This is a genomic window from Desulfosporosinus sp. HMP52, assembly GCF_000765145.1.
Classification (GTDB): domain Bacteria; phylum Bacillota; class Desulfitobacteriia; order Desulfitobacteriales; family Desulfitobacteriaceae; genus Desulfosporosinus.
Genome location: NZ_JMGA01000039.1, coordinates 122,187 through 146,700 on the forward strand (window position 1 = coordinate 122,187; position 24,514 = coordinate 146,700).

General features: G+C 39.9%; 24 protein-coding genes and 3 riboswitches. Of the genes, 15 read left to right on the forward strand and 9 right to left on the reverse strand.

Annotated elements, in window-relative coordinates; all coding sequences use genetic code 11:
- Positions 1 to 26 precede the first annotated feature (26 nt).
- Both DP73_RS15140 and DP73_RS15145 read right to left on the reverse strand, forming a co-directional pair.
- Positions 27 to 1,028, reverse strand: coding sequence for a methyl-accepting chemotaxis protein (locus DP73_RS15140; protein ID WP_034600556.1), 1,002 nt, complete (start codon positions 1,026 to 1,028; stop codon positions 27 to 29).
- 135 nt (positions 1,029 to 1,163) lie between these two features.
- Positions 1,164 to 1,589 carry a hypothetical protein gene (locus DP73_RS15145; RefSeq protein WP_034600557.1) on the reverse strand — a complete coding sequence of 142 codons (426 nt, stop codon included), beginning with the start codon at positions 1,587 to 1,589 and terminating at the stop codon, positions 1,164 to 1,166.
- Positions 1,590 to 1,756: 167 nt separating this feature from the next.
- On the opposite strand from DP73_RS15145, the gene DP73_RS15150 reads away from it, so the two are divergent.
- The 6 genes from DP73_RS15150 to DP73_RS15175 all read left to right on the forward strand — a co-directional run bounded on the left by DP73_RS15150 (position 1,757) and on the right by DP73_RS15175 (position 7,950).
- The gene (locus tag DP73_RS15150) at positions 1,757 to 2,020 is read left to right on the forward strand and encodes a hypothetical protein (RefSeq protein WP_034600558.1); all 264 of its coding nucleotides are present in this window, start codon (positions 1,757 to 1,759) and stop codon (positions 2,018 to 2,020) included.
- A gap of 455 nt (positions 2,021 to 2,475) precedes the next feature.
- Positions 2,476 to 3,441, forward strand: coding sequence for an efflux RND transporter periplasmic adaptor subunit (locus tag DP73_RS15155; protein WP_034600559.1), 966 nt, complete (start codon positions 2,476 to 2,478; stop codon positions 3,439 to 3,441).
- Positions 3,442 to 3,456: 15 nt separating this feature from the next.
- Positions 3,457 to 4,110, forward strand: coding sequence for an HlyD family efflux transporter periplasmic adaptor subunit (locus DP73_RS15160; protein WP_034600560.1), 654 nt, complete (start codon positions 3,457 to 3,459; stop codon positions 4,108 to 4,110).
- Between the two features lie 15 nt (positions 4,111 to 4,125).
- Positions 4,126 to 5,757 (forward strand): DHA2 family efflux MFS transporter permease subunit, encoded by a 1,632-nt coding sequence (locus tag DP73_RS15165; RefSeq protein ID WP_034600561.1) that lies wholly within the window; start codon positions 4,126 to 4,128, stop codon positions 5,755 to 5,757.
- The gene (locus DP73_RS15170; protein ID WP_034600562.1) at positions 5,714 to 6,181 is read left to right on the forward strand and encodes a helix-turn-helix domain-containing protein; all 468 of its coding nucleotides are present in this window, start codon (positions 5,714 to 5,716) and stop codon (positions 6,179 to 6,181) included. The genes DP73_RS15165 and DP73_RS15170 overlap by 44 nt, the downstream gene beginning before the upstream one ends.
- Before the next feature lie 81 nt (positions 6,182 to 6,262).
- A riboswitch (purine riboswitch) is annotated at positions 6,263 to 6,364 on the forward strand.
- Positions 6,365 to 6,786: 422 nt separating this feature from the next.
- Positions 6,787 to 7,950, forward strand: a complete 1,164-nt coding sequence (locus DP73_RS15175; protein WP_034600563.1) for an alanine--glyoxylate aminotransferase family protein — start codon at positions 6,787 to 6,789, stop codon at positions 7,948 to 7,950.
- A gap of 155 nt (positions 7,951 to 8,105) precedes the next feature.
- On the opposite strand, the gene DP73_RS15180 is transcribed toward DP73_RS15175, so the two are convergent.
- The gene (locus DP73_RS15180; protein ID WP_034600564.1) at positions 8,106 to 10,139 is read right to left on the reverse strand and encodes a methyl-accepting chemotaxis protein; all 2,034 of its coding nucleotides are present in this window, start codon (positions 10,137 to 10,139) and stop codon (positions 8,106 to 8,108) included.
- A gap of 107 nt (positions 10,140 to 10,246) precedes the next feature.
- A riboswitch (cyclic di-GMP riboswitch) is annotated at positions 10,247 to 10,334 on the reverse strand.
- 266 nt (positions 10,335 to 10,600) lie between these two features.
- Positions 10,601 to 10,702, forward strand: a riboswitch (purine riboswitch).
- Between the two features lie 281 nt (positions 10,703 to 10,983).
- Between DP73_RS15180 and DP73_RS15185 the strand changes: the two genes are divergently transcribed.
- The 6 genes from DP73_RS15185 (at position 10,984) to DP73_RS23505 (ending at position 16,319) form a co-directional block, all read left to right on the forward strand.
- Positions 10,984 to 11,787 carry an FAD binding domain-containing protein gene (locus DP73_RS15185; RefSeq protein ID WP_034600565.1) on the forward strand — a complete coding sequence of 268 codons (804 nt, stop codon included), beginning with the start codon at positions 10,984 to 10,986 and terminating at the stop codon, positions 11,785 to 11,787.
- Complete coding sequence (locus DP73_RS15190) at positions 11,772 to 12,221, forward strand: 2Fe-2S iron-sulfur cluster-binding protein (RefSeq protein ID WP_034600566.1); 450 nt, start codon at positions 11,772 to 11,774, stop codon at positions 12,219 to 12,221. The genes DP73_RS15185 and DP73_RS15190 overlap by 16 nt, the downstream gene beginning before the upstream one ends.
- Position 12,222: 1 nt before the next feature.
- The gene (locus tag DP73_RS15195) at positions 12,223 to 14,499 is read left to right on the forward strand and encodes a molybdopterin cofactor-binding domain-containing protein (protein ID WP_034600567.1); all 2,277 of its coding nucleotides are present in this window, start codon (positions 12,223 to 12,225) and stop codon (positions 14,497 to 14,499) included.
- Positions 14,500 to 14,672: 173 nt separating this feature from the next.
- Positions 14,673 to 15,014 carry a MazG-like family protein gene (locus DP73_RS15200; protein ID WP_034600568.1) on the forward strand — a complete coding sequence of 114 codons (342 nt, stop codon included), beginning with the start codon at positions 14,673 to 14,675 and terminating at the stop codon, positions 15,012 to 15,014.
- A gap of 138 nt (positions 15,015 to 15,152) precedes the next feature.
- A complete protein-coding gene (locus DP73_RS15205) occupies positions 15,153 to 15,995 on the forward strand; it encodes a DegV family protein (RefSeq protein ID WP_034600569.1) in 843 nt (280 codons plus the stop codon).
- Positions 15,996 to 16,154: 159 nt separating this feature from the next.
- Positions 16,155 to 16,319, forward strand: a complete 165-nt coding sequence (locus DP73_RS23505) for a hypothetical protein (RefSeq protein ID WP_165574417.1) — start codon at positions 16,155 to 16,157, stop codon at positions 16,317 to 16,319.
- 14 nt (positions 16,320 to 16,333) lie between these two features.
- Here the strand turns inward: DP73_RS23505 and DP73_RS15210 are convergent, their stop codons facing one another.
- Positions 16,334 to 18,040, reverse strand: a complete 1,707-nt coding sequence (locus DP73_RS15210) for an acyl-CoA dehydrogenase (protein ID WP_242865775.1) — start codon at positions 18,038 to 18,040, stop codon at positions 16,334 to 16,336.
- 299 nt (positions 18,041 to 18,339) lie between these two features.
- Here DP73_RS15210 and msrA point away from each other — a divergent pair, with 299 nt between their 5' ends.
- Positions 18,340 to 19,314: a peptide-methionine (S)-S-oxide reductase MsrA gene (gene msrA / locus DP73_RS15215; RefSeq protein ID WP_034600571.1), complete on the forward strand. Its 975-nt coding sequence runs from the start codon at positions 18,340 to 18,342 to the stop codon at positions 19,312 to 19,314.
- A 183-nt stretch (positions 19,315 to 19,497) separates the two neighbouring features.
- Here the strand turns inward: msrA and DP73_RS15220 are convergent, their stop codons facing one another.
- The 4 genes from DP73_RS15220 to DP73_RS15235 form a co-directional block, all read right to left on the reverse strand.
- Positions 19,498 to 19,803, reverse strand: coding sequence for a zinc-ribbon domain containing protein (locus DP73_RS15220; protein WP_014901799.1), 306 nt, complete (start codon positions 19,801 to 19,803; stop codon positions 19,498 to 19,500).
- Between the two features lie 170 nt (positions 19,804 to 19,973).
- Positions 19,974 to 20,684 (reverse strand): B-box zinc finger protein, encoded by a 711-nt coding sequence (locus DP73_RS15225; protein WP_034600572.1) that lies wholly within the window; start codon positions 20,682 to 20,684, stop codon positions 19,974 to 19,976.
- A 25-nt stretch (positions 20,685 to 20,709) separates the two neighbouring features.
- Positions 20,710 to 21,183, reverse strand: coding sequence for a zf-HC2 domain-containing protein (locus DP73_RS15230; protein ID WP_034600573.1), 474 nt, complete (start codon positions 21,181 to 21,183; stop codon positions 20,710 to 20,712).
- Positions 21,140 to 21,757, reverse strand: coding sequence for a sigma-70 family RNA polymerase sigma factor (locus DP73_RS15235; protein ID WP_052090706.1), 618 nt, complete (start codon positions 21,755 to 21,757; stop codon positions 21,140 to 21,142). Before DP73_RS15235 ends, DP73_RS15230 begins: the two co-directional genes overlap by 44 nt.
- Positions 21,758 to 21,982: 225 nt before the next feature.
- Here DP73_RS15235 and DP73_RS15240 point away from each other — a divergent pair, with 225 nt between their 5' ends.
- Complete coding sequence (locus DP73_RS15240) at positions 21,983 to 22,633, forward strand: TrkA family potassium uptake protein (RefSeq protein WP_034600574.1); 651 nt, start codon at positions 21,983 to 21,985, stop codon at positions 22,631 to 22,633.
- A 15-nt stretch (positions 22,634 to 22,648) separates the two neighbouring features.
- Here the strand turns inward: DP73_RS15240 and DP73_RS15245 are convergent, their stop codons facing one another.
- Entirely contained in the window at positions 22,649 to 24,067 is a 1,419-nt protein-coding gene (locus tag DP73_RS15245) for a Na+/H+ antiporter NhaC family protein (RefSeq protein WP_034600575.1), read from the reverse strand.
- Positions 24,068 to 24,290: 223 nt separating this feature from the next.
- Here DP73_RS15245 and DP73_RS15250 point away from each other — a divergent pair, with 223 nt between their 5' ends.
- Positions 24,291 to 24,476: a hypothetical protein gene (locus DP73_RS15250; protein WP_034600576.1), complete on the forward strand. Its 186-nt coding sequence runs from the start codon at positions 24,291 to 24,293 to the stop codon at positions 24,474 to 24,476.
- The last annotated feature ends 38 nt before the right edge of the window (positions 24,477 to 24,514 follow it).

A 24,514-nucleotide genomic window follows, 5' to 3' on the forward strand; every position in this document is an offset into this window, starting at 1 on the left:
GGCTTGATGTCTTTTCTTTATAATAGTTACAGTGTTTCGCTTACAAGTGCAGACCAGTTTTTCCCTCTATAAGCGTTATATCCTCGTGTATGAGCATAACCATAGATTTTAGTGCCCATTGTGTCGTTTTCAAAAAGATAACCGTAGGTTTCTCCGTTAATAGCTAATTGAGCAGCCTTTAAATGTTTTAAATTTTCCGTAAGGATGCCCTTTCTGGTTCGGCAGGCAATAACATAGCCGGCGCTGTTAATAATGAATATATCACCATTTTTGCCTATGCGAGCAGAATCAATAATGTCATAGATGAAATTCCAGTTAAATCGAGTAGAAAAGTATCCTAAGATTTGAGCATCCTCGCCGCGAATAGGGCATGTGTAGGCAACAGTATGAGATTTACTAATCGAAGAATAGTATAAGTCACTTACCGATATAGCATTCTCAGCCTTGGCAGATTTGAACCAGTCTCTATCCGCCATATTTTGCCCGATGAGTTCGTGGTGAACACCGGCAGCTAGGATTATACCTTCTGTATCCAAAACATATAGGTCATTGTATACCTCATAAATATCTACCAGTTTTTTTAGTAAGGTATTGGCGATGGAAGTACGGTCGGTAATTGTTGTACAGAAGCAGTTCTTAACCTTATCAAAGCCAGCCCAAGCTTGTGCATCACAATTGCGTTCGAAAAGATTTCGGTCAATCTTATCAATGGTATCATAGGCGACATCTGCCATCCGTACGGCCATAACTTCGTTTGCTTTACTCTGAATATTCTCGATAATTGTTGTGCTTTCTTTGGTTGAAGCGAGACTCCGGGTAGCAAGTTTTTTAATTTCATCGGCTACGACGCTAAAGCCACGACCTGCTTCACCTGCTCTTGCTGCTTCAATGGCAGAATTTAAAGATAAGAGGTTTGTGTGTTGGGCTATTTGGCGGATAGATTCAATGACCTGACTCATTTCTTGATTAGCCTCTTTGAGCTCGCTTAAAAGGATTGATGTATCAATAACTAAGTTCTCGTTTGCCATTAGCTCACCTCAAAATAGAAATAGCCTACCTAATACTTAGGTAGGCATCATTGCCAACTCTTTCACATAATTATACGATAGCCAGAGGAAATTGCAAGTATTTCTTTTTAGCTCGTGCATTCGACAGTTTACTGCTTAATTAGAGTCAGTATCAGAATCAGTTTCAGAATCGGTATCCGGTACAAAGGATAAATTACAAAAGGTAAGAACATCGTTAAATTCTATGAAGCTAAAGTTGTTAGCTTGAGCTTTTTCCATAAGTTGAGATAGGGGAGTTGTGGTTAGGATAACATCCTTTGGTTCAAGTAGTTGATGAATGAGACCAAAGTGTTGAGGGTTAAAGCGAATAGAAATATGTATTTCATTTTCCCAAGTTACTTGAAGGACATAGGCATCTTTATGTTCAGTTGAAAACCAATGATAAGTATATTTGGAAAGGCCGGACTGATTGATAGCTCTAACTTGTTCATTGAATTCTTTAACATAAAGGATAAGAACATCACGCCCATTTTCGAGTTTTCCAAAGGCGGACTGTTCAGGTGTGTAAGCTTGAGTAAACATCTTAACTCCCCCAATTCAATAAATCGTAAAGGCTCCCCCAAAAAAAGTCCTAATATCAAACACTTTACCCGAATGAACGAGTTTAATAATCTATTCTTAATATGTTGTCATTATAGACTATTTGGATGCTTAAGTGAAGTAATAACAAGAGGAAAGAAGGGAATCAAATGGGTAATCCATGTGGAACGACGAACGCCAAAATCTATATGACCATGGAAGTTGATGGAGTTCCGATTTATTATGGTTCGGGAGTTAATCCTGTCAATTCTCCAGCTCAATATTTTGTTGCGTGGGGTAAAGGAGTAATATCTTCAGGCTTGATTCATACCTTTAACAGTGAATCCGTAGAAGAGGGATCATTGTGGTTTGTTGATGAAGATGAGGCAGAGGAACAATATGCTAAACTGCGAGAAGTCTTAAGTAAGAGATAAAAAAGACATTCACACGTGTGCAAATGTCTTTTAGCAGTATTATGCTACCAATGCCGGCGGCCCCATCGAGGAACTGGAATTATAACTATCCAAGGATTCCGACGCCAAAACCGTCTGCGCTGCCTACGATGCCATCTGTCCATGATATCACTCCTTACCTAAAAAATTAATTCATATTAAAAACGACCTGCGCTTAATCGTCATCTTTAACTGTTGATCCATTATATGGAATAAACAATTTGTCAGGTTCCAATATTTCTAGCATCTGTTTGTAGATAAAGCAGATGCTTTTTTAGAGCCTTTAATTATTCAAATTATCGCAGGAAGTGAAGATATAATCTGAAAAGAAAATCATTCAATAAAGGTATTGACATAGGATTCAAATGGCAGTAAATTAAATCGTGCCCTAAATGTACGCATGCGAACTATTCTTACACAAACAAAGGGGGATTGGAATGAAAAGGGTGTTCAGTATTCTATTAATGATGAGTGTCTTGCTTACAGGATGCAACAGTTCAAGTCCAAAGGTTGAAACGGATAGTGTGGCTGAAGCAAGTAAACCTGTTTTCGTAATGGCTGGAATTATTGATGCAAACGAAAAAACACAAATTATCAGCAAACTTTCTGCTAAGGTTCTTGAAAGTTCAGTTGAAGTTGGAACGGTAGTTCAGAAGGGTGATTTGCTAATTAGCCTAGACACAAAGGATATTGAAGCGCAGGTGGCACAGGCGCAGGCAGGGGTTAATACGGCCCAGGCAAATCTGAAAAAAATGGAGGCTGGTGCGCGCCCGGAACAAATTGCTCAAGCAGAGGCAAATTTAGAAAGTGCAAAGATAAGTTATACCAATTCTAAAAATAATCTTGAGCGGAACCAACAGCTTTTAGCGGCTGGGGCAATATCTCAAGCCCAGTTTGAATCTGTTCAGACTCAGTTTGCTGCGGCTCATGCACAATACGATTCGGCCCAAAACCAACTAAACCTATTAGTAAAAGGCGAATCACCGGAATCTCTAGATGTCTTGAGGGCACAAGTAGCTCAATCCCAGGCAGCCTTAGAACTTGCTCAGACTCAGTTAGCAAATGGAAGGATTGTGTCCCCCATCTCCGGAGTTGTCAGTGTAAAAAATATTAATCTAGGTGAACTAGCGACTCCGGGGGTAGCCTTGATCTCGGTAGTTAATCTTGATTCCTTGTTTGTTAAAGCTTCTTTGCCGGATGGATTTATTGAAGATGTTAAGGTTGGGGACGAAGTTGTAGTTAAAGTACCGGATATTAAAGAGCAACAATTTAACGGAAAAATATCAATGATAGATCCTGTCATCGATTCACGCAGCAAAAGCGTTTTAGTAAGAATAAATCTTGATAACCACGATTCTGTGTTGAAACCAGGAATGCTGGCTGAAATCGGTCTGATTAAATAAGGGTAGGTGGAGAAGATGGCTGACAAGCGGAAAAAACTCATTTCTTTAATTGTTGGAGTAATGATGATTGCTTTAGCTAGTGTTGCTAGCTATTATTGGTATAAAAATGCATACTACGTTTCAACGGAGGATGCACGAGTCGCCGGTGATCTGGTAAGTGTAAGTCCGCAGATTTCAGGTAAGCTCTTAGAACTAAATATTAGTGAGGGAGATACAGTTGTTAAGGATCAAATCTTAGGACGTCAAGGGATGAGTGGTCCTCAAGAGACAAACATTGACCAATCTGTTTTTAGAGCACCTATTAATGGGATAATTATTAAGAAGCAAGGTACTGTCGGGGAATTTATTTCTGCGGGTCAAACAGTGGCCATAATCGTTGATCCAGAAAAGCTTTATATTAGTGCAAATATTGAAGAAACAAAGTTGACAAAGATAAGACAGGGGCAGAATGTCGACATAACAATTGATCAGTATTCTGATAAGTCCTTTGCCGGAAAAATAATGCATGTCGGCCAGGCCTCAAACTCAACCTTTGCTTTGCTGCCCTCATCAACAAGTGGTACATTTACAAAAGTCATCCAAAAGGTACCTATAAAAATTGAATTCGATAAAAGCGATGTCACGTTACTGCCTGGCACTAATGCTGTTGTTAAGATCCATATAAAGTAATGGGGTGTGTAAAATATGGCGGAAAATGACATGCCGGAAAAAGCGGGTGACGGTTTATATAAATGGTCCGCATTGCTTGTCGTTGTAATTGGTACGTTTATGGTAATGCTGGATAGTAGCATAGTTAATATTGCTATTCCTAAAATGATGAATGTTTTTGGTTCGGATCTGGAGACTATTAAGTGGATATTAACAGGATATACTTTGGCTATGGGTGCGGTGGTACCTATTACGGGCTTTATCAGTGATACTTTTGGGATAAAAAAGCTCTTTATTGGTGCCTTGGGCGTTTTTACAATAGGTTCATTTCTATGTGGCCTTGCTTGGAGTACCAATACCATGATTGCTTTTCGGGTGATCCAAGCTATCGGCGGCGGCGCGATCATGCCTGTGGGAATGTCCTACATTATGCAAATCTTTGCTGTGCATGAACGTGGTAAGGCTTTAGGTTTTTGGGGTATCGCGTCAATGTCCGCCCCCGCAATTGGCCCTACTTTAGGGGGCTATATCATAGAGCATATGGATTGGCGGTTTATTTTTTATGTTAATGTCCCAGTTGGTGTGATCGGGGTTATGGTGGCGATGCTGTTGCTAAGAGAAACTGCTTTAAAACCTTATAAAGGAAATTTTGATTATATCGGTTTCATTTCTTCAATTTCGGGTATAGTAAGTATTCTTTATGTTTTCGGTGAAGGTAATTCAATCGATTGGGGAAACGTGAAATTTCCTCTTATTCTTACCTTCGGTATATTTAGTCTTTTGATTTTCATCGTAAACGAATTAACTCACCCAGATCCCTTGCTTGATTTGCGAGTCTTTAAAGTCTATAATTTTACTTTGAGTCAATTTATAACGGGTATAACAACTCTTGCTTTAATGAGTGGAATGTATGTTCTACCGTTGTTTTTACAAAATATAAGAGGTTATACTGCAATGGAAACAGGTTTAATCTTATTTCCATCGGCAATAGCCTCGGGATTAATGATGCCAATTAGCGGTGCATTATTCGATAAATTTGGGGCGAAGGTTGTCACGATTCCAGGTCTGATTATAGTTGCCTTTGCTACTTATGAAATGTCTATGTTTAATATGAATACACCAATGTCAACAATTACTTTAGTAGCCGCACTAAGAGGGGTCGGACTTGGATTTGCAATGATGCCGGTCAATACTGCTGGCATGAATGATGTTCCCAAACATCTCTTCGGGAAAGCAACTGCTTTGTCAACGACAGTCCGGAGTATATTAAACGCCTTAGCCGTTACATTTATGACGACTATGATTTCTTCAAGGTCAACTGAAAACTACGCACGTCTTACAGAGCAAATTACCCCATTTAATCAAACTGCTGGCTCTGTGTTAAAAGGTTTGCAAGGAATTTATATGAAAAATGGATTATCTCAAGCAGATGCCCATGGCTCAGCACTATCGACTCTCGGAAAAATGGTCTATGCACAGGCCTATTTAGATGGGATGAACTATGTAGTTTCCTTAACAGTCTTTGCTGTAGTTCTTGCGATCTTAATGGTACTCATGATGAAAAACAGCAAGAAAACAAAAAGTGATCAATCTGGTAATGGTATTGAGAAAAGGGAGGTACTAAATGGAACAGAATCAGAAGCCCGAATTGCAACAGTCTTGGAGTAAAGATTCTGAACGAATAGTATTTCTGTTTAAATCTATCCATAAAATATATCGAGATCATCTCTATAAAAAATCCAGACAGTATGGTTTTACGGGACCTCAAATAGGACTGATTATGGGTTTGCATAAGAATCCGTTTTCAACCTTAAACGAGCTAAGTGAGTGTTTAGGGCTTTCGAAAAGTACCGTATCAGGTATTGTAGATCGCTTGGTCAATCAAGGCGTAGTTATTAGGGAAATACCAGAAAACAATCGGAGAATTGTTCGTCTTTCATTATCACCTGATTGGCAGAAAAACAATGCACTCCATGATCTGATGCATAAATATATTAATGACACCCTTGCGAATGCCAGTGAGAAAGAGTTAGAAAAGATAATTTTGGGGTTAGAGACCTTATATTCTTTACTTGCCAAGGACGAAACCTAAATTGTCGAACGTTCCTTCTTCCGACGTATTAAACGTTCGAAAAAATATTTGACCAATGCCCAATTATCTTGTAAAATATATGATAACAAGTGAATTATAGTTCATATAATAGCAGAGATAAGGTCTGCAAGTTTCTACCGGACTGCCGTAAATCGTCCGACTATGAGCGAAGTGTCGAGGTATCACGTCCAAGATAACAGATATAATGACTTGACAATGGAGTTATCTGTATTTGGAAGATTCCTTTGGGTAAATTGCGACTCTGCAATCCCAAGGTGACAGGTTCTCTCACTAAGTTTGAGCAGAATCTGTTATTTTGGGTTATTCTTTTTTGAGCTAATCCTTAATTAAGAACCAGTGTATTTAAGTTTACCAACATTTGCTTAGATTCTATATGGATGGCCTATGCAGCAAAAGGGAGGACATCAGAAGTTGATAATCTCTATCGCTTTGGGCTTGTGAATTCATTTGCGATCTCATGTTATTCGATTAATCTTTAAACACGAATTAGTTGCTTCTATGAGTTCCCTTGAAAGATGCTTAAGCTTATTCGCCAAATGCAAAATGATTAATATTTTAATGTTAAATTAAAGGAGATGGAAACTTTGCGTAATAAAGAAATGTTGCTTGTACCAGGACCTACACCCGTTATGGATGAAATATATGACGCTTTGTCTAGTGAGACAATGGGGCATACAGATCCGAGATTTGCCAGGATCTTTAAGAACAGTTTGGATTTGACCAAGCGATTGTATAATACTGATGGCGAAGTCTTTGTTATTGCCGGTTCAGGAACCTTGGCCATGGAAATGGCCATTATTAACACGGTTGCGCCGGGTGAAAAGCTGCTGGTTGTAAGTCATGGCTATTTTGGCGATCGCTTTATCCCAATGGCAAAGGTATTTGGTATTCAAGTTGAAACCCTTCAAGCCGAGTGGGGTCAACAGATCAGTAAGGAATCAGTTGCAGAAAAATTGGCCGAGGGTGGTTTTAAGGCTGTAACGGTGACACACGTCGACACATCCACCGGTGTAATGGCTAATGTTGAAGAGTTAGTTCCAGTGGTTAAGAATGCTGGTGCTCTCTTTATTTTGGATGGAGTCTGTGCTTCTGCTGCTTTAGAAGAGGATATGCAAAAAACTTATGGTCATCCCGATTACAAGATAGATGTTGTCTTAACCGGATCTCAAAAGGCAATAGGGGTTCCGCCCGGACTTGGAATTGTAGCTTTTGGCCCGCAAGCGCTGGCTGCTCGAGAAGAGATGGGTTCAGTTATGGGGTACTATACAGATATTAAGAACTGGCTTCCGGTTATGAACGAGCCAGTAAAGTATTTTGCTACCCCTCCGGTTAACATGATTTATGCATTTAATCAGGGCATGGAAATGGTTATGGCAGAAGGTTTGGATACTCGTTATCGTCGTCACTCAGCCCTTGGACGAGCAATGAGAACCGCTCTAAAAGTTTATGGAATGAAGCCTTTAGCAGATGAAGCTGTAGCTGCTCCGACTTTAAGCTGTATCATTTATCCTGAAGGCTTAAACGATGCAGAGTTTCGCTCGAAGTTAGGAGCAAAAGGTGTAGTTGTTGCCGGGGCTTTAGCCGCATTAGCAGGGAAGGCATTCCGAATTGGACATATGGGAAATGCCACCGAAGAAATGTTTGTTAAAGCGCTTCAGATCATTGGCGAGACTCTCCAAGAGATGGGTTATGAAGCGAATGTGGACGCTGCAATCGATGAATTTAAAGGAATTTATCGTTCAGTATAAGGAACTCTTCAAATGTTGTATTATTAATTCTAACAAAGGGTTTGCATTATCATTATAAAGAGACAAGGCTGTTCGGTTTTTGGAACTGACGGCCTTGTCTCTTATTATGCGAGAGCACTAACATAGGACATGGATTATTTTGATAATTTCCTACATTAGAAGCGAAACTTGTTAACTGCTTCTTGAAGATTCTGGGCCAGTGTAGCAAGGCTCTGGCTAGAAGAAGAGATTTCTTCCATGGACGCTGATTGCTCTTCAGTCGCAGCAGACACTGTCTGTGCCTCTCCAGATACCATTTTGCTTAAGTCATCAATCTTATTCACGGATTCTACAATTTGTTGGCTTCCAATCGCCATCTGATCTATGGTGGTTGCTATTTCCTTCATTTCTCTAGATGTGTTGGTTACTAACTCGGCAATTTCCTGAAATATTTGCCCTGCGGTATTAACCACTTCTGCTCCCAAGGCAACTTCCCGGGTGCCGTTATCCATAACTAAGACGGCTTTATCAGTGTCCCCTTGAATTTCGCTAATCAGTGAGGAGATCTGTTGAGTTGCTTCCTGAGACTGTTCAGCCAGTTTGCGAACTTCGTCAGCTACTACGGCAAAACCACGTCCCTGTTCTCCAGCCCGTGCGGCTTCGATAGCAGCGTTAAGTGCCAACAAATTAGTTTGCTCGGCAATACCAGAGATGGTTACGATAATTTGTCCGATTTCTTTTGAGCGCTCCCCTAATTCAGTGACTGCCTTGGCAGATTCATTGACAGTTTGTTCAATCTTTGCCATTTGAGAGACAGCTTTATTTACCGATATGTTCCCTTCATTTGCTTTGTTGGCGGCCTGTACGGACTGACCGGCCACATTGCTCGTTGTCGCCGAAACCTGTTGGATGCTAGCTGACATCTCTTCAACAACAGAGGCTGTATCATTGACTGAGCTCAATTGCTCTTCTGCACCAGTTGCAACTTCAGTGATTGAAGTAGCAACTAAGTTGGCAGCCTGAGCCGATTGTTCAACACTGGCAGTTAGCTCTTCACTTGCAGCAGCTAATTGCTCAGCTTGAGCGCTAACCATTGAGACCATATCTCGCAAATTAGTCCCCATTTTCAGGAAGCCATTGGCTAGTTGACCGATTTCATCTTCAGCAAAATTCCCCGTCTCACGCACACGAAAGTCTCCTTGCGCCAAGAGCTGACATTCGTCTCGAATTAACAATATAGGTTTCGTGAATTTATTAGCAATGATTACAATTGCAAGTCCTGTAACGAGTAAACTTACGAGGGCAATCATTAGCAGCGTCCGAGTTAGGCTTGCCGTTTCTCTTGTAGACTCGCCTTCAGGCGCAGCCACAGTCATGATCCAGCGTTGCCCGCCCGGCAATTCAACGGGAGTAAAAACCGCAATTCTTGCCACACCATCAACGAAGGTATAACCACCGCTTATTTGTTTCCCTGAATCTGCTGCCGATTTAAACATTTCAACCAAATGGTCGTCCAGTTCGTTTTTCTGCATCTTAAGCTCAGGATTTATAGTCTTCTCACGCAGGTTTAGTTTGCCAATTACTTCGGGAAGGCGAGGATGAGCTATAATTGTGCCTGCATCATCGGCAATTTGTCCATAGCCGGTGTCCAAGAACTTTAGATCTTTAATCAGGGCGGAAAGCCTTTCCACTGAAAATGTCCCTACCAATACTCCTGTCAATTGTTCATTATTTATGACTGGTACAGCTAAGACAATGGCTAATTTACCAGTTGATTTAGAAACTAGGGGGTCTGATACAACGGTTTGTTTAGTCTCAATAACTTTCTTAAAATAGTCGCGGTCACCATAGGGAGCTATCGCGCCTGTACTGGTAAGTCCGGATCCGTCGGGAGCTACGAAAACGATAGCATCAAAGGTGCCAAATCGTTCTTTGGCGTCTGCCATAGCTCGAGTCATCTGCTCCTTGTCAGTGCCTGTACGAATCTCCTCAAGATTACCTAAATCTTTAAGCCGAGAAATCCTCAGTTCAATGTCGGCTTTAACACGATAACTATAATCAGTACCCACCGCCTTGGCCGTTTGATCAACACTCTTGGTCAAGGATTGCTTAGAAAGGTGGTAGCTGACCCCAGTAAGGACGCCTAAAACCACGATAACAAGAGGAAGCAAAAGCAGCAGCAACTTGGTTCGAATGCTTTTAATGTTCATAAAACGACTCCTTTAGATTAATTGCGCCATAATTCGACTCCTATGTATATAATAAAAAGCTGCAGCCTCTAAAAGAACCACAGCTCAAAAACTAAAATATTTTAACCCTTGGCAACCTGACAATCATAGTATCTTTAATACTTTAGACTCATGGCTTTGTGTCCTTACTTTTCAGTAAGTTTACTTTTCTCGTTATTCAATTGTAGTAAAAGTATTAATATATTGTCAATGACACATGTCGTTGGCGCATAACCAATCAATACAACAAACTAAACTAGTATAAAGTATACAACTACTGCATATAAGAATCAAATAGTTTACCATTTAACTTTTATATGTTAATACTCATGATGTTTGCGTCTAGCAAAACATGCTTATTGTTCGAACGATATACATTATTACTCACCTAATGTTCGGAAATGTATTGACCTGGGCTTAAGTTTCTTGTAGAATAATCTCTAGATCAGTAAATAAATAGTGTTCATATAGTGGCAGAGATATGGTCTGCAAGTTTCTACCGGACTGCCGTAAATGGTCCGACTATGAGCGAAAGAATGTACGATGGGCCTATGCCCAAAATTGTACAGATTCAAAAGACTTTAGAGGTACTATTCAGAAAGCATAAATTTGCTATTTTCTGAAGCATAAGTGCAGCTAAGGCTGTCGCCTGTGCCCAATGCATGCCGATAGCTAAGTTTTCTAATAGGTTAACTTTGTTTTTTGGATTATACCGCAGGGTCAGATCCCAGGCGGGCAGATTTCTCTCATCAATTTGAGTTGAAAACTGTTCGCTTGGGTTTGTTTTTTTATGTTAAGACTTAAAGACACATGAGGAGGGGTAAGCGTGTTTACCATGCTTAATTTGGTTCAACCGAAAGAACTTGAAGAAGCGTATCAGATCTTTTCTGAAAAACGAAATAATACTATTCTTGGAGGCTGCGCCTTTCTTAAAATGGGTAGAAAGCGTATAACGACAGGAATAGATCTATCGAACCTCAACCTGAACTATATTCAGGAGCGGGATGGGTTTATTGAGATTGGAGCTATGGCAAGTCTGCGAGATATTGAAATCAATCCTCTGCTGAAAGATAATTATAATGGGGTTCTTGCCAAATCTGTGCGAGATATTATCGGAGTGCAATTTAGAAACGGTGTTACAGTAGGTGCTTCGGTATATTCTAAGTACGGCTTTTCTGATCTAATCACGGCGTTACTGTCCTTAGACACGGAGGTTGAGTTATTTAAGGCAGGAAGAATGCCTTTAGAAGAGTTTTTAGCTCAACCAAAGGAAAAGGATATCCTTGTTAGATTATGGATAAGGAAAACCAGCCGTCAAGCAGTTTACCTGAGCTTTCGGAATTCAGCCACTGATTATTCAGTTTTAAATGTTGCAGTGTCTAAGCTTAATGAACAATGGAAAATTGCAGTGGGCGCCAGACCTAGTATAGCAGCGCTGGCAGTCAGTGCTTCCGAAATGTTAGTTGGGGAGATGCCATCGTCGGAAAGGATTGAAATGGCGGTGCAAAAAGTTACAGAGGAATTGTCCTTTGGAACGAATACGAGGGGTACATCCGTTTATCGAAAAGCCCTTTGCAAAGCTCTCGTCAGACGGGGAATACTGGAGGTAATGGCATGCAAATCGAACTAACAGTTAATGATAAGGTGGTTCTGTGGGAAGTTGGGAACGATGAGTTTTTAGCGGATACGTTAAGATCCCATGGGTATTTGAGTGTTAAAAAGGCTTGCGAGACAAGTTGTTGCGGACTATGTACTATCTGGATAGATGGAAAATCAATGCTTTCATGTTCGATTCTTTCTTTGCGTGCCCATGGCAAAAAAGTCACAACTATTGAAGGGCTCCCTAAGGAAGCAGAAGAATTTGCTCAGATACTCAGCGCAGAGGGGGCTGAACAATGTGGTTTTTGCAGCCCTGGCTTTATTATGAGCGTGTTAGCAATGAAAAATGAACTTGTTAACCCCACTGAAGAAGAAATCATTCACTATTTAACGGGCAATTTGTGTCGCTGTACCGGCTATATGGGCCAGCTCAGAGCAATTAAGACCTATTTGGGGGTGGCTTAGGATGAAGAACGTAGGCCATAGTATCCGGAAAATCGACGGGATGGCAGTTGCCACAGGTAAACCTGTGTATACCGAAGATTTAGCCATGCCTAATGCTTTAGTAATAAAAATCCTTAGAAGCCCACATGCTTATGCTAAGATTACTTCGATTGATGTATCTAGAGCAGAGAGTATAGAGGGTGTAGAATGCGTGCTCACCTATAGGGATGTGCCAAACCAACGATTTACTTTAGCTGGTCAATCTTACCCGGAGCCTTCGCCCTATGATCGTTTGATTCTGGATCAAGTCCTTCGCTATGTAGGAGATGAAGTGGCGATTATTGCGGCTGTAGATGAAAAGACAGCGCACCGAGCAATGAAGAACATCAAAGTTGAGTATGAAGTATTGGATCCGGTGCTGGACTTTGAAGAGGCTATAGGGCACCCATCAGTTGTTCATCCTGAAGAGGACTTGAGTGTTAACTTCGATATCGGCTTGCAGAAGGAAATGAATATAACTTCCGCCAGTCATGAAGAAGTCGGAGATGTGGAAGAAGAGTTTAAGCGCTGTGCGGTAATTGTAGAAGATGTCTATTATCCCCAAGCTCAAGCCCATACCATGATGGAGACCTATCGTTCTTTTACCTATCTGGATCATGCGGGCAGGTTGGTTGTACTCAGTTCTACACAGGTACCCTTTCATATTCGAAGACAATTAGCCCGGGCCTTGAAAATTCCGGCAAGTAAAATCCGTGTGATAAAGCCCAGAATCGGCGGTGGATTTGGTGGAAAGCAGACCGGAGCAGGAGATATTTTTGCAGCCATTGTTACTATAAAGACGGGAAAACCGGCGCTGATCATTTATGATCGAAAAGAAACCTTTAGCGCCACGACTAGCCGTCATGCTATGAGATTAAAGGTTAAATTGGGTGCCGACTCAGATGGAATTATTAGGGCGATCGATATGGAAGTGTTATCGGATACGGGAGCCTATGGAGAACATGCCCCGACGGTATTAAGCTGCGTAGGGCACTACACTCTGCCCCTCTATAATAAAACGAGAGCTGTACGATTTGATGGGAAAGCTGTCTACACCAATAAAATGCCTGCGGGGGCCTTTAGAGGATATGGAGCGACTCAGGGAACATTTGCCTTGGAATCGACAGTGAATAAATTAGCTGAACAGCTAAATATGGATCCGACAGAAATTCGTTTAAAGAATATCAGCAAAGTCGGGGAAACCTTTCTTACGGGTCAGGGAGTTGCTCTTGGCAGTACGTCCTTAGATCGATGTATTGCTAAGGGGAAAGAGTTGATCAGTTGGGAGGAAAAGTTCCCGCGTCAAGAAATTGGAGACAATAAAGTGAGAGCCGTGGGAATGGCTATTACGATGCAAGGTTCCGGAATTGCCAATATTGGGACTGCTTCCGTTGAAATTCGCTTAAATGATGATGGCAACTTTACTCTGCTTACGGGAGCAACCGATATGGGAACCGGATGTGACACAATTCTCACCCAAATTGCGGCAGATGCTTTAGAGGTTCCTATGGAAATGATTATTATTAATGCTGGAGATACAGATACCTCTCCTTATGACCCCGGTTCATATGCCTCTAGTACAACGTATTTGGCAGGTAGTGCAGTTATTAAGGCCGCTGAAGAGTTAAGAGGAAAAATACTTGAACAAGGTGCATTATTTTTAGGGGTTTCTGTTGAGGATGTTGAATTTGATGGCTTAGCAGTTCGAACTTTACGGGGAGATAAGGATATAAGCTTTGCTAAGCTTGCTGAGCTAACTGTCCTTGGTAATGGAAAGCTACAGTTAGTAGGGTATGCTACTCATGGCAGTGAAGTATCCCCACCTCCCTATGTTGCTGGTTTTGCTGAGGTAGAAGTTGATCAAGAGACGGGTAAAGTGGATTTAATTGATTATGTAGCAGTTATTGACTGTGGAACAGTTATCAATCCAGCTTTAGCTCGGATTCAAGCGGAAGGTGGAATTGCTCAAGGGATCGGAATGGCACTATACGAACAGGTCAGATATGATGAAATAGGAAGGATGGCTACCAACAGCTTCATGCAATATAAAATCCCCACTCGTAAGGATGTTGGCAAGATTCGTATAGCATTTGAAGAAAGTTTCGAACCTACAGGTCCATTCGGGGCCAAATCAATTGGAGAAGTAGTAGCTAATACCCCGCCGCCAGCTATTGCACATGCGATTTATAATGCTGTTGGAGTCAGAGAGAACCATTTGCCAATAACCCCGGAAAAAGTTTTTCTTGGTATGTTAAAATAATTCCAGGGGAAGGGTACTTTTGGCTGACTTGTTAGATTGATCCTCACTCGGGTAAGCATAACCCAGTGAGGATCAAATTTTTTGGCATGAATAAGCATTAACTCCTTACTTCACAGTACCCCTGTCTAAATTGTGCTATAATGTATAAAGAATATCCGGAGGTGTGGCTAAATATGACTTCAAACAATCTAACAGCTCAGAAAAGGTGCGTTTCGAAAACAGTCACGTTGCCTCGCTTGAACCGATTGAGTCCTTCGTTAGAAAGTACAGCACTTAAAATTATGGAGGAATCAGGTGAATTAGCCCAAGCAATTGGGAAACTCCGTGGGCTTAACGGGGAGCAACAGCGCTTAGTAGAGGAAGAGGCCATGCTGAAAGTTGCTAAGGAGCTGGTAGATGTGGCTCAAACTGCTGTGACAATGATGTTTGTTCTTGAAGAGCAATATGGAATAGATTTAGAAGTAATTCTAAAAGAACATTTAGAGAAGCTGCGTACCAAAGGATATTGTGATTAAATCCTTTCAGGTATTTAGCTTTGCTTATAAATAGTTTAATTCTTTTTAGAAATTTCCTTTTTTAGTTAGAGGAATTTATCAGGATTCTAACGAATGTTGAACTAGGGGATGGCTAAAGCTTAAAACGGAGGTTATAAAATGAAAAAAATTGCCCTGGTAACGGATAGTACGGCTGACTTAACAGAAGAAATAATAAAGGACTGTAATGTTCATATAATTCCTCTTAAAGTGAGGTTCGGGGAGCAAGAATTTATTGATGGTGAGCTTACGAGTGAGGACTTCTATCGACGTCTGATGGAAGAGAAAACACTCCCCCAGACATCTCAACCTACTCCAGAGGAGTTTAGTCGGCTATACAGTAAGTTGCTAGAGGAGTATCAGGAAGTAATCTCCGTGCATATTTCTTCAGCACTTAGCGGGACGTTCAATGCTGCTAATATCGCTAAGGAAAAGTTTAAGGAAAAAATTCACCTCGTAGATTCCAAAACGATTAGTTTAGGGGCAGGGCTAATGGTGATGGAGGTTGCTAGGAATATTAAAGAAGGTCATGATACTCAGTGGATTCTAGAAAATGTTAAGAAGGCCAGAAAAAATATTGAAACCCTTTTTACTCTAAATACTATGGAGTATCTGCAAAAGGGAGGACGTATCGGTAAGGTTCAAGGTTTTATGGGTTCATTGTTAAATATTAAACCGATCATTAGAGTGGGAGATGACGGGATATACCACTCATACGGAAAGGCACATAGTCAAAAAAAGGCACTGGATAACGTTGTCCAAGCATGTCAAGATTTAGCAAAAGGGCGAAAAGCAATCCGATTGGTGGTAGTTCACGGTGCTGCACAAAAAGCCGGAATATATCTGAAGGAAGCTTTAGAATATGCTTTTCAACTTCCGACAACGGCCTTTACCCAAGTGGGACCGGTTATAGGGGTGCACACTGGGCCGGGAACTGTTGGGGCTGGGATTGAGTTTGAATAAAAAACAAGAACCCGTGGGATTTTTATCCTAGGGGTTCTTTTCATAATACTATTTAGAAGACCTTTACATAATTATTAATAGATTGAAGAATAATTGACAGAACAATCAGCAGTGTGATCAGATAACATTGGCTCATAAACAAGGGTGGGGGGAGTGCATATGAGTTATATGACGTTAACAATTGCTATGGGGTTAGTCCTAATCTTCGCTTATTGGTCTAGAAGCCGTCAGATCAAGAACGAAAAGAGGCAAAAATCTAAAACAAATGATGTATATCCATTATCAAGAACAAAAAGCCAAGCTAAATTACGAAGAATTAAATAAAAAGCATTTAAAGCTTATTGATAGATGCCTACTAAAGGTTTAACTTCATTGTTCCAAAGTTTACCTATTATTTCCGAATCTAGGTGAGGCTTCTTCAGCATAGCTTTTAGAAAATACTCCTGCTGTATAGTATTGTTATAATTGGAAATCTGGGTTAAAGCAAATTGGGCAAAATCACGAACTATAAAACTAAAGATTTCACTGAGTAGTTCTGAAGATATTGGGTTGAGCTTAGAGTTTTCTAAAATTAGTTGGGCATATACAACCAAGGTGAACATTTCACCTAAGGCCAACATATAGTCAATATTCTTCAACTGTTCTTGATTGGGACCGGACTGTTCTAGGAAAGTTCGGAAGAGCTCGATTTGTTCTAGGAAAATTATCACATTAGGGATCTGAATGCCTTCGTAGGGTAAGTGGTAATCAGGGAAACGAACAGAAGCCAGCTTTCCGGCCTTCTGACGGAAAAGGTAAGAGTCATCCGCAGGGTCATCCCGTTTGGGGATTGTCGGATATTCGACTGGATTAAAGAAATAGTTGTTGATGAATTTAATAACTAAGGCAATATTTACGTGAGTAGTTCCTTCCAAACGAGGAATCATGCCAATGTCCCTAATGGCTGTTTCAAAATAAGTGTCTTGTTCAAAACCCTTGGCGGCAATTGCATCAAGAAGCATCTCAATTATTTTCATGCCTTGAGTAGTAACTTTCATTTTTTGAATAGGATTAAACAGTAAATAGCGCCGATCATCATCGGAAGCAGAGCGGAAGTAATCTAAACTTCTCAAGGCATAGAGCTTCATAGCAATCAGGCGAGCGTATGATTCAGTAAAAATCTTCTGAATATGTGGGAAGTCTGTTACTTTCTTACCATATAATTCACGGTAAGAAGCATGATTTAGAGCTTCATAATAAGCGTGGGTGCAAATTCCTATTGAGGCAAACCCTAATTGGAATTTACCGATATTAATAGTTGATAGAGCCGAATCCCACGCTAAGGTTCCGCTCGATAGGATCTCATCCTTAGTAATCGGATAATCAATAAGTTCATAATCTCCAACGTAGGCGGCACGAACGCCTGAGGTGGAGATCTTTTTGTTTAATTTGTAGTTCCGATGCTGACTGTCAACGACAAAAAACACATAGTCATTATTTTTACTATATTTCGCAAATGTTGATACTAGTGCAGCCTCATTTGCATTACCAATATAGTACTTGCCACCATTTGCAAGATAGCTCCCCTCGCCATTTAAAGTTAAGGACATTTCGTTACTATAGAGATCCGCTCCATGGATTTTTTCGGATAATCCGAAGGCAAAAATTGCCCCTTCCCTTAACTTCTGGGCGGTAAAGTGTTTAGCCTTTTCATTATCACCCATCCAAATAGGTCCAAGTCCGAGAATGGAAACTTGATAAGCATATTGATAAGATAATGAATAAAAGGCACTGATTTCGTTGAATTCGCAGACACGAAACAAATCAAATCGAGAATCTGATGCTCCATAGCCTGTTGGAGTCAATAGGGTCGAGAATATTTGTTCGTTTTTTATTAGTTTTAGGAAATCTGAATACCAGCGGCTGGCTTGGTCATCTTCCTTGATACTTTTGAGTCCTTTGTCCTCAAAAAAATGGATAGTTTTCTCCATTATTTCCTTAGATAATGAATCCTTTTGCGGACTTTGATAGTTTTGGGGATTAAGTAAGAGGGACAAAAACCTCACACCTTTCTTTCATGTAGTATAATGAACAACTATTCAATAATTGTCTTAATTATCTCACAAATGTAAAGAATGTAAAGTTAAACATTGCCTTGACCTATAAATTATTCTTAAGGAAAGAGAAAACTCTCATTCAGAGTTTAAGATGAATAATTGAGACATCCATCTTATCTACTTAAGAAACAAGGAAGCATGATTTATTCCGTTTTGGCAGAGAATAACCGTTAATTAACATTATCTTACAGAGACAAGAAGGTTTGAGATACTCGTGTATTAGATAAGGAAGAAGTGAGGTATAACTTATGAATAGTGACGAATTGCAACTTGCTACCTTTGCTGGAGGTTGTTTTTGGTGTATGGTCAAACCCTTTGAAGAATTGCCCGGTGTTGCTAAGGTAGAGGCGGGATATACCGGTGGAAGTGTAGAGAATCCTACTTACGAGGATGTATGCTCTAAGAAGACCGGACATTTTGAAGCGGTACAGATTACCTTTGATCCACTCTTAGTAGCTTATCATCAATTGTTAGATACTTACTGGAAACAGATTGATCCGACGAACCCAATGGGTCAGTTTGTTGATCTGGGACATGCATATCGAACTGCAATATTTTATCATAATGAGGAACAAAGGAACTTAGCCGAAAGATCCAAGATGGATATTGAAGAAAGTAAGCGATTTAAGAAACCTATCGTGACAGAAATCTTGCCGGCGGTTAAATTTTATCCTGCTGAAGAATATCACCAGTCCTATTATAAAAAGTTTCCATTGAGATATGGCGCCTATCGTCAAGGATCTGGAAGGGATGATTTTCTTAAGGAGTATTGGGGGGAGCGTACAGATAAAGAACTTTTGAAACCAAAACTCACAACTATGCAGTATAAAGTAACACAAGAAAAAGCAACCGAACCCCCTTTTCAAAATGACTACTGGAATAATTTTAAAGAAGGAATTTATGTGGATGTAATTTCTGGAGAACCGCTTTTCAGTTCTCAGGACAAATTCGAGTCTGGTTGTGGGTGGCCCAGCTTTTCAAAACCAATTCAAACAGGAGTAATTACCGAACAACCTGATTTCAGTCTTTTAACGAAACGTACCGAAGTCCTTAGTGCTAACTCGGAAGCCCATCTGGGTCATGTTTTTGAAGATGGCCCTGAGCAGACTGGTGGGTTGCGTTATTGTATTAACTCTGCAGCCCTGCGTTTTATACCTAAAGAAGCATTAATTGAAGAGGGTTACGGACATTACTTAAGCATGTTCGACCATGAGCGCAAATGAAATCATCTTAAACAATTTTAATCATAGTAGAAGTAGAAACCTACATAGAAGAACATTCTGAGGCGGAATTTACACATGATATTCCCTGACTGTTTTAAAGAATTATATGAAAGTATGAAAGTTAAGGTTAAAATGCGAGAAAAAGCCTCCTCGGTTCAATAACCGAGGAGGCTTAATTGGTAACTACCAATTATTTCGAGGGGTGGGGTGGAAGCAGTCACGGCAATATACAGGTTTTTCGCCAGAGGGGCGAAAAGGAACGGTTGTTTCCTTTCCACAGGTGGCACAGACGGCGGGAAACATTTCCCGTTCTTGACGGTTATTATATCCACCGGAAGATCGAGTCTGTGCCTTTTTGGCGGCTCGGCACTGCGGGCATCTTCCAGGATCATTCGTAAAACCTTTTTCTGCAAAGAATTCCTGTTCGGATGCGGAGAAAATAAATTCTTGGCCACAGTCTCGACAAGTCAAAATCTTGTCATTAAACATTGCAAACACCTCTTTAGCTTGTAGTAAATATCGTCGCCATTTCAGGAGCGGTTCCTGATTTAAACTCGATAATAATAGAGTATACCCAGAGATTACTGTTTTTATTTAGGGTCATTCCTTTTACAGAATAATCTTTGTGCTAATATTGGGCATTCAGTAAGAAAGTGGGATTACTCTTTATCCAAAACTTTTGGGATTTCAGGTGTTAATTCCAACATTTGTGGTCGTGAGGTTCTAAGAATTAGGTAAATACCTCCTAAGATTAGCATTAGTGGGACTATGCTTCCTCTTAGTAAATTATACAAATTCCAATTACCTATTAGATTTCCTATAAATGAATATCTGTCTAATTGGTGAATAAGGCTAAGAAGGCCTAGGATGATTATAGTAGTTCCTATTAAACGATGATTCTTTAAAAGTGGGGTGTAATCAAATAATTGACGGTCGAAGAGATCCTGATCAACGATAGCCTGCCCTTTTTCAACACGTCTTCTTAGATGGTGGCTTTCAAAGAAGCTGAAAAACCAAGCAGGAATTACTATAAATGGCATAATAAAATCTAGACCAATAAAATTAATTACTGCGATTCCGCCAAAGGTAATAATCATTAATTGTATTCCTCGACGAAATAGTCCCAGATGCATATGAGCTGCACCTGGTATAAGACTGTAGCAAAGAAATAAGAATTTCTCTATTAATGTCTTCTTTGGAGATATTTCTGTTGAGAAACTTGGAGCTGAAACGAAACTAAGACTACGTTCTAGGCATGGACGACAGATTGTTTTATCGTCTACCTTAATTGTACATTCCGGGCAGATAGGATTTTTGCATTTCACACAAAGGGCCAAGGCCTCTTGGTTAGGATGATAGTTACAATTCATGATTAGTCCCCCTTAAATTATTAAACTAATTAGTTCGAGAAGTAGGAATTAAGTGGTTTAAAAAAGAAAAAGCAGCCTGACTCACTTTGTCTAAAGGAATAGATATTTGTTTGCTAAGTGAAGAGCCCAGTTCTGTCACCTGATCTGTTTTAATTATCGAGCTAAATGAGGTTAGATTAAAGGCAATCAGGAAAACTCCGGCAGCGATCATACTAAAGCCCCAATTTCTCAATTCGAAAAGACGAAAAGTATTAACACTAACTAAGTTCTGCTTATACCTGTTCTTGTCAATTGAATCCATAATATTCACTTTGATATCAAACTGAGGCATAGGGATGTCTGGGTTTGATATTATTTTTATCGTTTTCTTGATATCAGAAACAATATCTCGGCATTCGGGGCAATGTCCTAGATGAGAGGCCATTTCGTTTCGCTCTGCATCGCTCAAACACTGTTTAACGTAACTGTGCCAACTGTCCTGGCTTCGATAACAAGTCATGACCTTCACCTCCAGAGGACTTTGAGTGCAGTTTATCCCGTAACATTTTTCGGCCTCGAAATAAGCGGGTTTCAACGGTTCGCTTGGACGTATTTGTTATTTCAGCGATTTCCTGGGGGCTAAAGTCTTCAAAATAGTATAAGATTAAGACTGTACTATAAATTGCTGGTAAGTTTACAACAGCTGCCTGGATTTCAGAGGCAACCTCCTGCCGAAGATATAAATCTTCGGGGCCTTCTTCCTCAGTGGAAAAAATATCCAAGCAACTTACTTCTGCATATTGGGGCCTTTTCTTCCTACACCAATCAAGACAATGGTTGACGGCAATTCTGTAGAGCCAAGTTGAAAAGGCCGACCCCTGTTTAAAGCTGGAAAGATTGTTGTAGGCTTTTATAAAAATATCCTGAACCAGATCTCGAGCATCCTCGATGTTTTGGGTATAATAATAAGACACCCGATATAATTTCGTCTGATAGCGATCTACGATATCGCCGTATCCCTCGCCATTTCCAATTAGGACAGCCTGAATTATTTTCTCATCCTCTTTAAGGATGGTTTGAGCATGATAATGCAAATATCGTTCACCGCCTTGCATCCTTTTAGACGAATAGTTTATTGAATTTACTTCAACTGGGATTGAAAAATTTTTACTGATTTTTTAATACATAAAGCTTGAGTTTTTTTGTAGTGATAGGGAATAATTGTTGTGATTAGACAAAGGTGTTATTAGAGTTAAGAAACATAATATCAATGGAATATCTAGATTAGAGAATTTCAATTGGCTAATGGAGGTAATACAGTGCGCAGACAATTTGTAGTTATAGGATTAGGCAGATTTGGAACGAGTGTAGCCAAAACTTTAAGTGATTTAGGCCATGATGTCCTGGCAATGGATAAAAATGAGCATGCCGTTCATGCTCTAATGAATGATGTGACCCAGGCAGTAAAAGCTGACGGAAGAGAAGAGGAAACACTTCGAGCTTTAGGGGTTAGGAACTTCGATGTGGCAATTGTTGCAATGGGAGATGACTTGGAAGCGAATATTTTAATTACCCTTATGTTAAAAGAAATGGGAATTCCAATGGTTGTAGCAAAAGCTCAATCAACTCAACACGGAAAAGTGTTAGAGAAAATTGGTGCAGATCAAATCATTTATCCAGAACAAGATATGGGGATACGCCTAGCAAATAATTTAATTCGCTCAAACGTGCTGGACTTTATAGAATTGTCTCAGGATTATAGTATCTTTGAGATTGCCGCGTCTACACGCTTTTTTAAGAAAAGTATTGGAGAATTAGACCTGAGAGCTGCGTACGGAATTAATGTTATGGCAGTCAAGAAAAAGGGGGGCGAAATTGTGGTTGCCCCCGGCCCTGCTTATATAATAGAAGAAAAGGATGTATTAGTCATTGTCAGTAGCAAAAAAGCACTTTCCAAATTGCCTGATTGATTGGCTTTAATAGTGTTATATCAATATTGAAACAACCGTAAATAAGACAGTAGTGATAATAGCTGCAATTAATGATGGTTTTAATTTCGACCTGGCATATTCCATAACTGGTAGGTCAAGAATTGTACATAAAGTTATGGCATTGTCACTTAAAGGAGAGGCAAAGGCACCGAATGTACCACTAGCGAAAACAGCTCCAATTACAAGGATGATACTGGAACCGGTTTCTTGAGCTAATGTTACTGCCAGGGGCATTAATAAACCCCAGGTTCCCCATGATGAACCGATGAAGTAAGCAATAGAACTTCCTAAGATAAAAACAATTGGTGCAATAAAGCTTTTAGGGATCCAACCTACTAAATTTGAAGCAATATAGGTTGAGAAGCCCAAATCTTCGGAAACAGCTGATAAGGCCCAAACTAATGCAAGCATTAAGATAACAGAAACCAGTTCGTTGCCGCCCTCAACGAAATGAGTTACGATTTTAGCCACACTAATACCTTGTAAAAGGAAGAAAAGTAATGACAAAAGCAATGTTACAAAAAGAGCCTCAAGCATAACCCCTAGGGAATCAGCTTTTAAAAAGGTCTCAAAGAAGTTGTTGGTTTGAGATCGGCCGTCTCTCCAACTTAAAAAGAGAGTCATAAATAAGATCACACATAGGGGGAGAATGAGATTTATTGGTTTGCTGGGGGTTTCTTTCTGATAGTTTTCAATACACTTTTTAAGTGCTTCCTCCTCGTGCTGCGCATCGGAGGTATCAACCAAGTCCTCCTGAGTTTCATTTCTCATTTCTTTAAAAAAGCTATAGTATAGTCCTATGCCAATTATGGAGAGTGAGAAGAAATTAAAAGGTATGCTTTTTATAAACACACTGTAGGGGGATTCGTTAATTCCCACTTGTTGCAGAGATGTTCCAATTAAAGATACCATATATCCAACAAATGCAGTTGCTATGGGAACAAGTGCAACTACCGGATTAGCAGTTACTTCAATCATAAAGCCTATTTTCTGCAAAGAGATTGGCAGCCTTCTTTTCAGTAACTTCATGATGGGAGCAACGGTCACAATTCTAAAATTGGGGTTATTAAAGGTTCCAATTGTTGAAAGCCAAATTAGCAGCATAGCTGAACGTTTAGTTTTAACCTTGCGGCCCACAAGGTCAACAAATCCCTTCATTCCTCCCATTATTTTAGTCAAGTTTATAAGGCCGGCAAAAACATAGAGAAATATAATAATTCTAATATTATTAGGTTTTACCAAATTGTTAATAAGATAAGATATGAGTGTTTTGATGCCACCAAAGAGATCCGGCTGAATAAGATAGCTCCCTAAAATCAAACCTGCAAACAGGCCTGGTTGAACCTGTTTGGACATAACTGATATGGGGATAACCACTAAAAAAGGCAAAAGCGAGACCCATGAATTTTCCATAACAACCTACTTTCATGTTTAGTTTGAATACTAATCTCTTCTTAACTGAAAGAACTGGGCTTAGCATTACTTATATATTATCCCCAGATAGGTAATCATATATTAGATGAATCACAATGATAGATTTTCTCAACTTAAGCAAAGAAGGAATAAGTTATTATTTAGCGAAGTTACATAGTATGACATTTCTATCAGACTTTAATAAAGATAAGGGGATTTTATTTTGGAAAGACAGCAAAGCAATCCAAGCCGCATGGTTGTTATTGAAGACAAACGGAGTGGTGAACGGTTTTTGGTAGATTTATTAAGAGGGCAGACATATGATAAAGAACAATATACCAAGATTACTTATGAAGTCCCTTTAAAAAAGGAATTTTGGGATTTACCACGCCTAACTAAATCTAAATAGAAATTTTAAGTCTGTAGGTTCGCTCACTGTACCAGAAA

Bases quoted from the DNA above. Each gene is read 5' to 3' on its own strand.
- DP73_RS15180 (WP_034600564.1), bottom strand. From the start codon at position 10,139: ATGAACATTAAAAGCATTCGAACCAAGTTGCTGCTGCTTTTGCTTCCT.
- DP73_RS15155 (WP_034600559.1), top strand. From the start codon at position 2,476: ATGAAAAGGGTGTTCAGTATTCTATTAATGATGAGTGTCTTGCTTACA.
- DP73_RS15170 (WP_034600562.1), top strand. From the start codon at position 5,714: ATGGAACAGAATCAGAAGCCCGAATTGCAACAGTCTTGGAGTAAAGAT.
- DP73_RS15190 (WP_034600566.1), top strand. From the start codon at position 11,772: ATGCAAATCGAACTAACAGTTAATGATAAGGTGGTTCTGTGGGAAGTT.
- DP73_RS15245 (WP_034600575.1), bottom strand. From the start codon at position 24,067: ATGGAAAATTCATGGGTCTCGCTTTTGCCTTTTTTAGTGGTTATCCCC.
- DP73_RS15195 (WP_034600567.1), top strand. From the start codon at position 12,223: ATGAAGAACGTAGGCCATAGTATCCGGAAAATCGACGGGATGGCAGTT.
- DP73_RS15225 (WP_034600572.1), bottom strand. From the start codon at position 20,684: ATGAATTGTAACTATCATCCTAACCAAGAGGCCTTGGCCCTTTGTGTG.
- DP73_RS15230 (WP_034600573.1), bottom strand. From the start codon at position 21,183: ATGACTTGTTATCGAAGCCAGGACAGTTGGCACAGTTACGTTAAACAG.
- DP73_RS15140 (WP_034600556.1), bottom strand. From the start codon at position 1,028: ATGGCAAACGAGAACTTAGTTATTGATACATCAATCCTTTTAAGCGAG.
- DP73_RS15160 (WP_034600560.1), top strand. From the start codon at position 3,457: ATGGCTGACAAGCGGAAAAAACTCATTTCTTTAATTGTTGGAGTAATG.
- DP73_RS15150 (WP_034600558.1), top strand. From the start codon at position 1,757: ATGGGTAATCCATGTGGAACGACGAACGCCAAAATCTATATGACCATG.
- msrA (WP_034600571.1), top strand. From the start codon at position 18,340: ATGAATAGTGACGAATTGCAACTTGCTACCTTTGCTGGAGGTTGTTTT.
- DP73_RS15220 (WP_014901799.1), bottom strand. From the start codon at position 19,803: ATGTTTAATGACAAGATTTTGACTTGTCGAGACTGTGGCCAAGAATTT.
- DP73_RS15165 (WP_034600561.1), top strand. From the start codon at position 4,126: ATGGCGGAAAATGACATGCCGGAAAAAGCGGGTGACGGTTTATATAAA.
- DP73_RS15200 (WP_034600568.1), top strand. From the start codon at position 14,673: ATGACTTCAAACAATCTAACAGCTCAGAAAAGGTGCGTTTCGAAAACA.
- DP73_RS15205 (WP_034600569.1), top strand. From the start codon at position 15,153: ATGAAAAAAATTGCCCTGGTAACGGATAGTACGGCTGACTTAACAGAA.
- DP73_RS23505 (WP_165574417.1), top strand. From the start codon at position 16,155: ATGAGTTATATGACGTTAACAATTGCTATGGGGTTAGTCCTAATCTTC.
- DP73_RS15145 (WP_034600557.1), bottom strand. From the start codon at position 1,589: ATGTTTACTCAAGCTTACACACCTGAACAGTCCGCCTTTGGAAAACTC.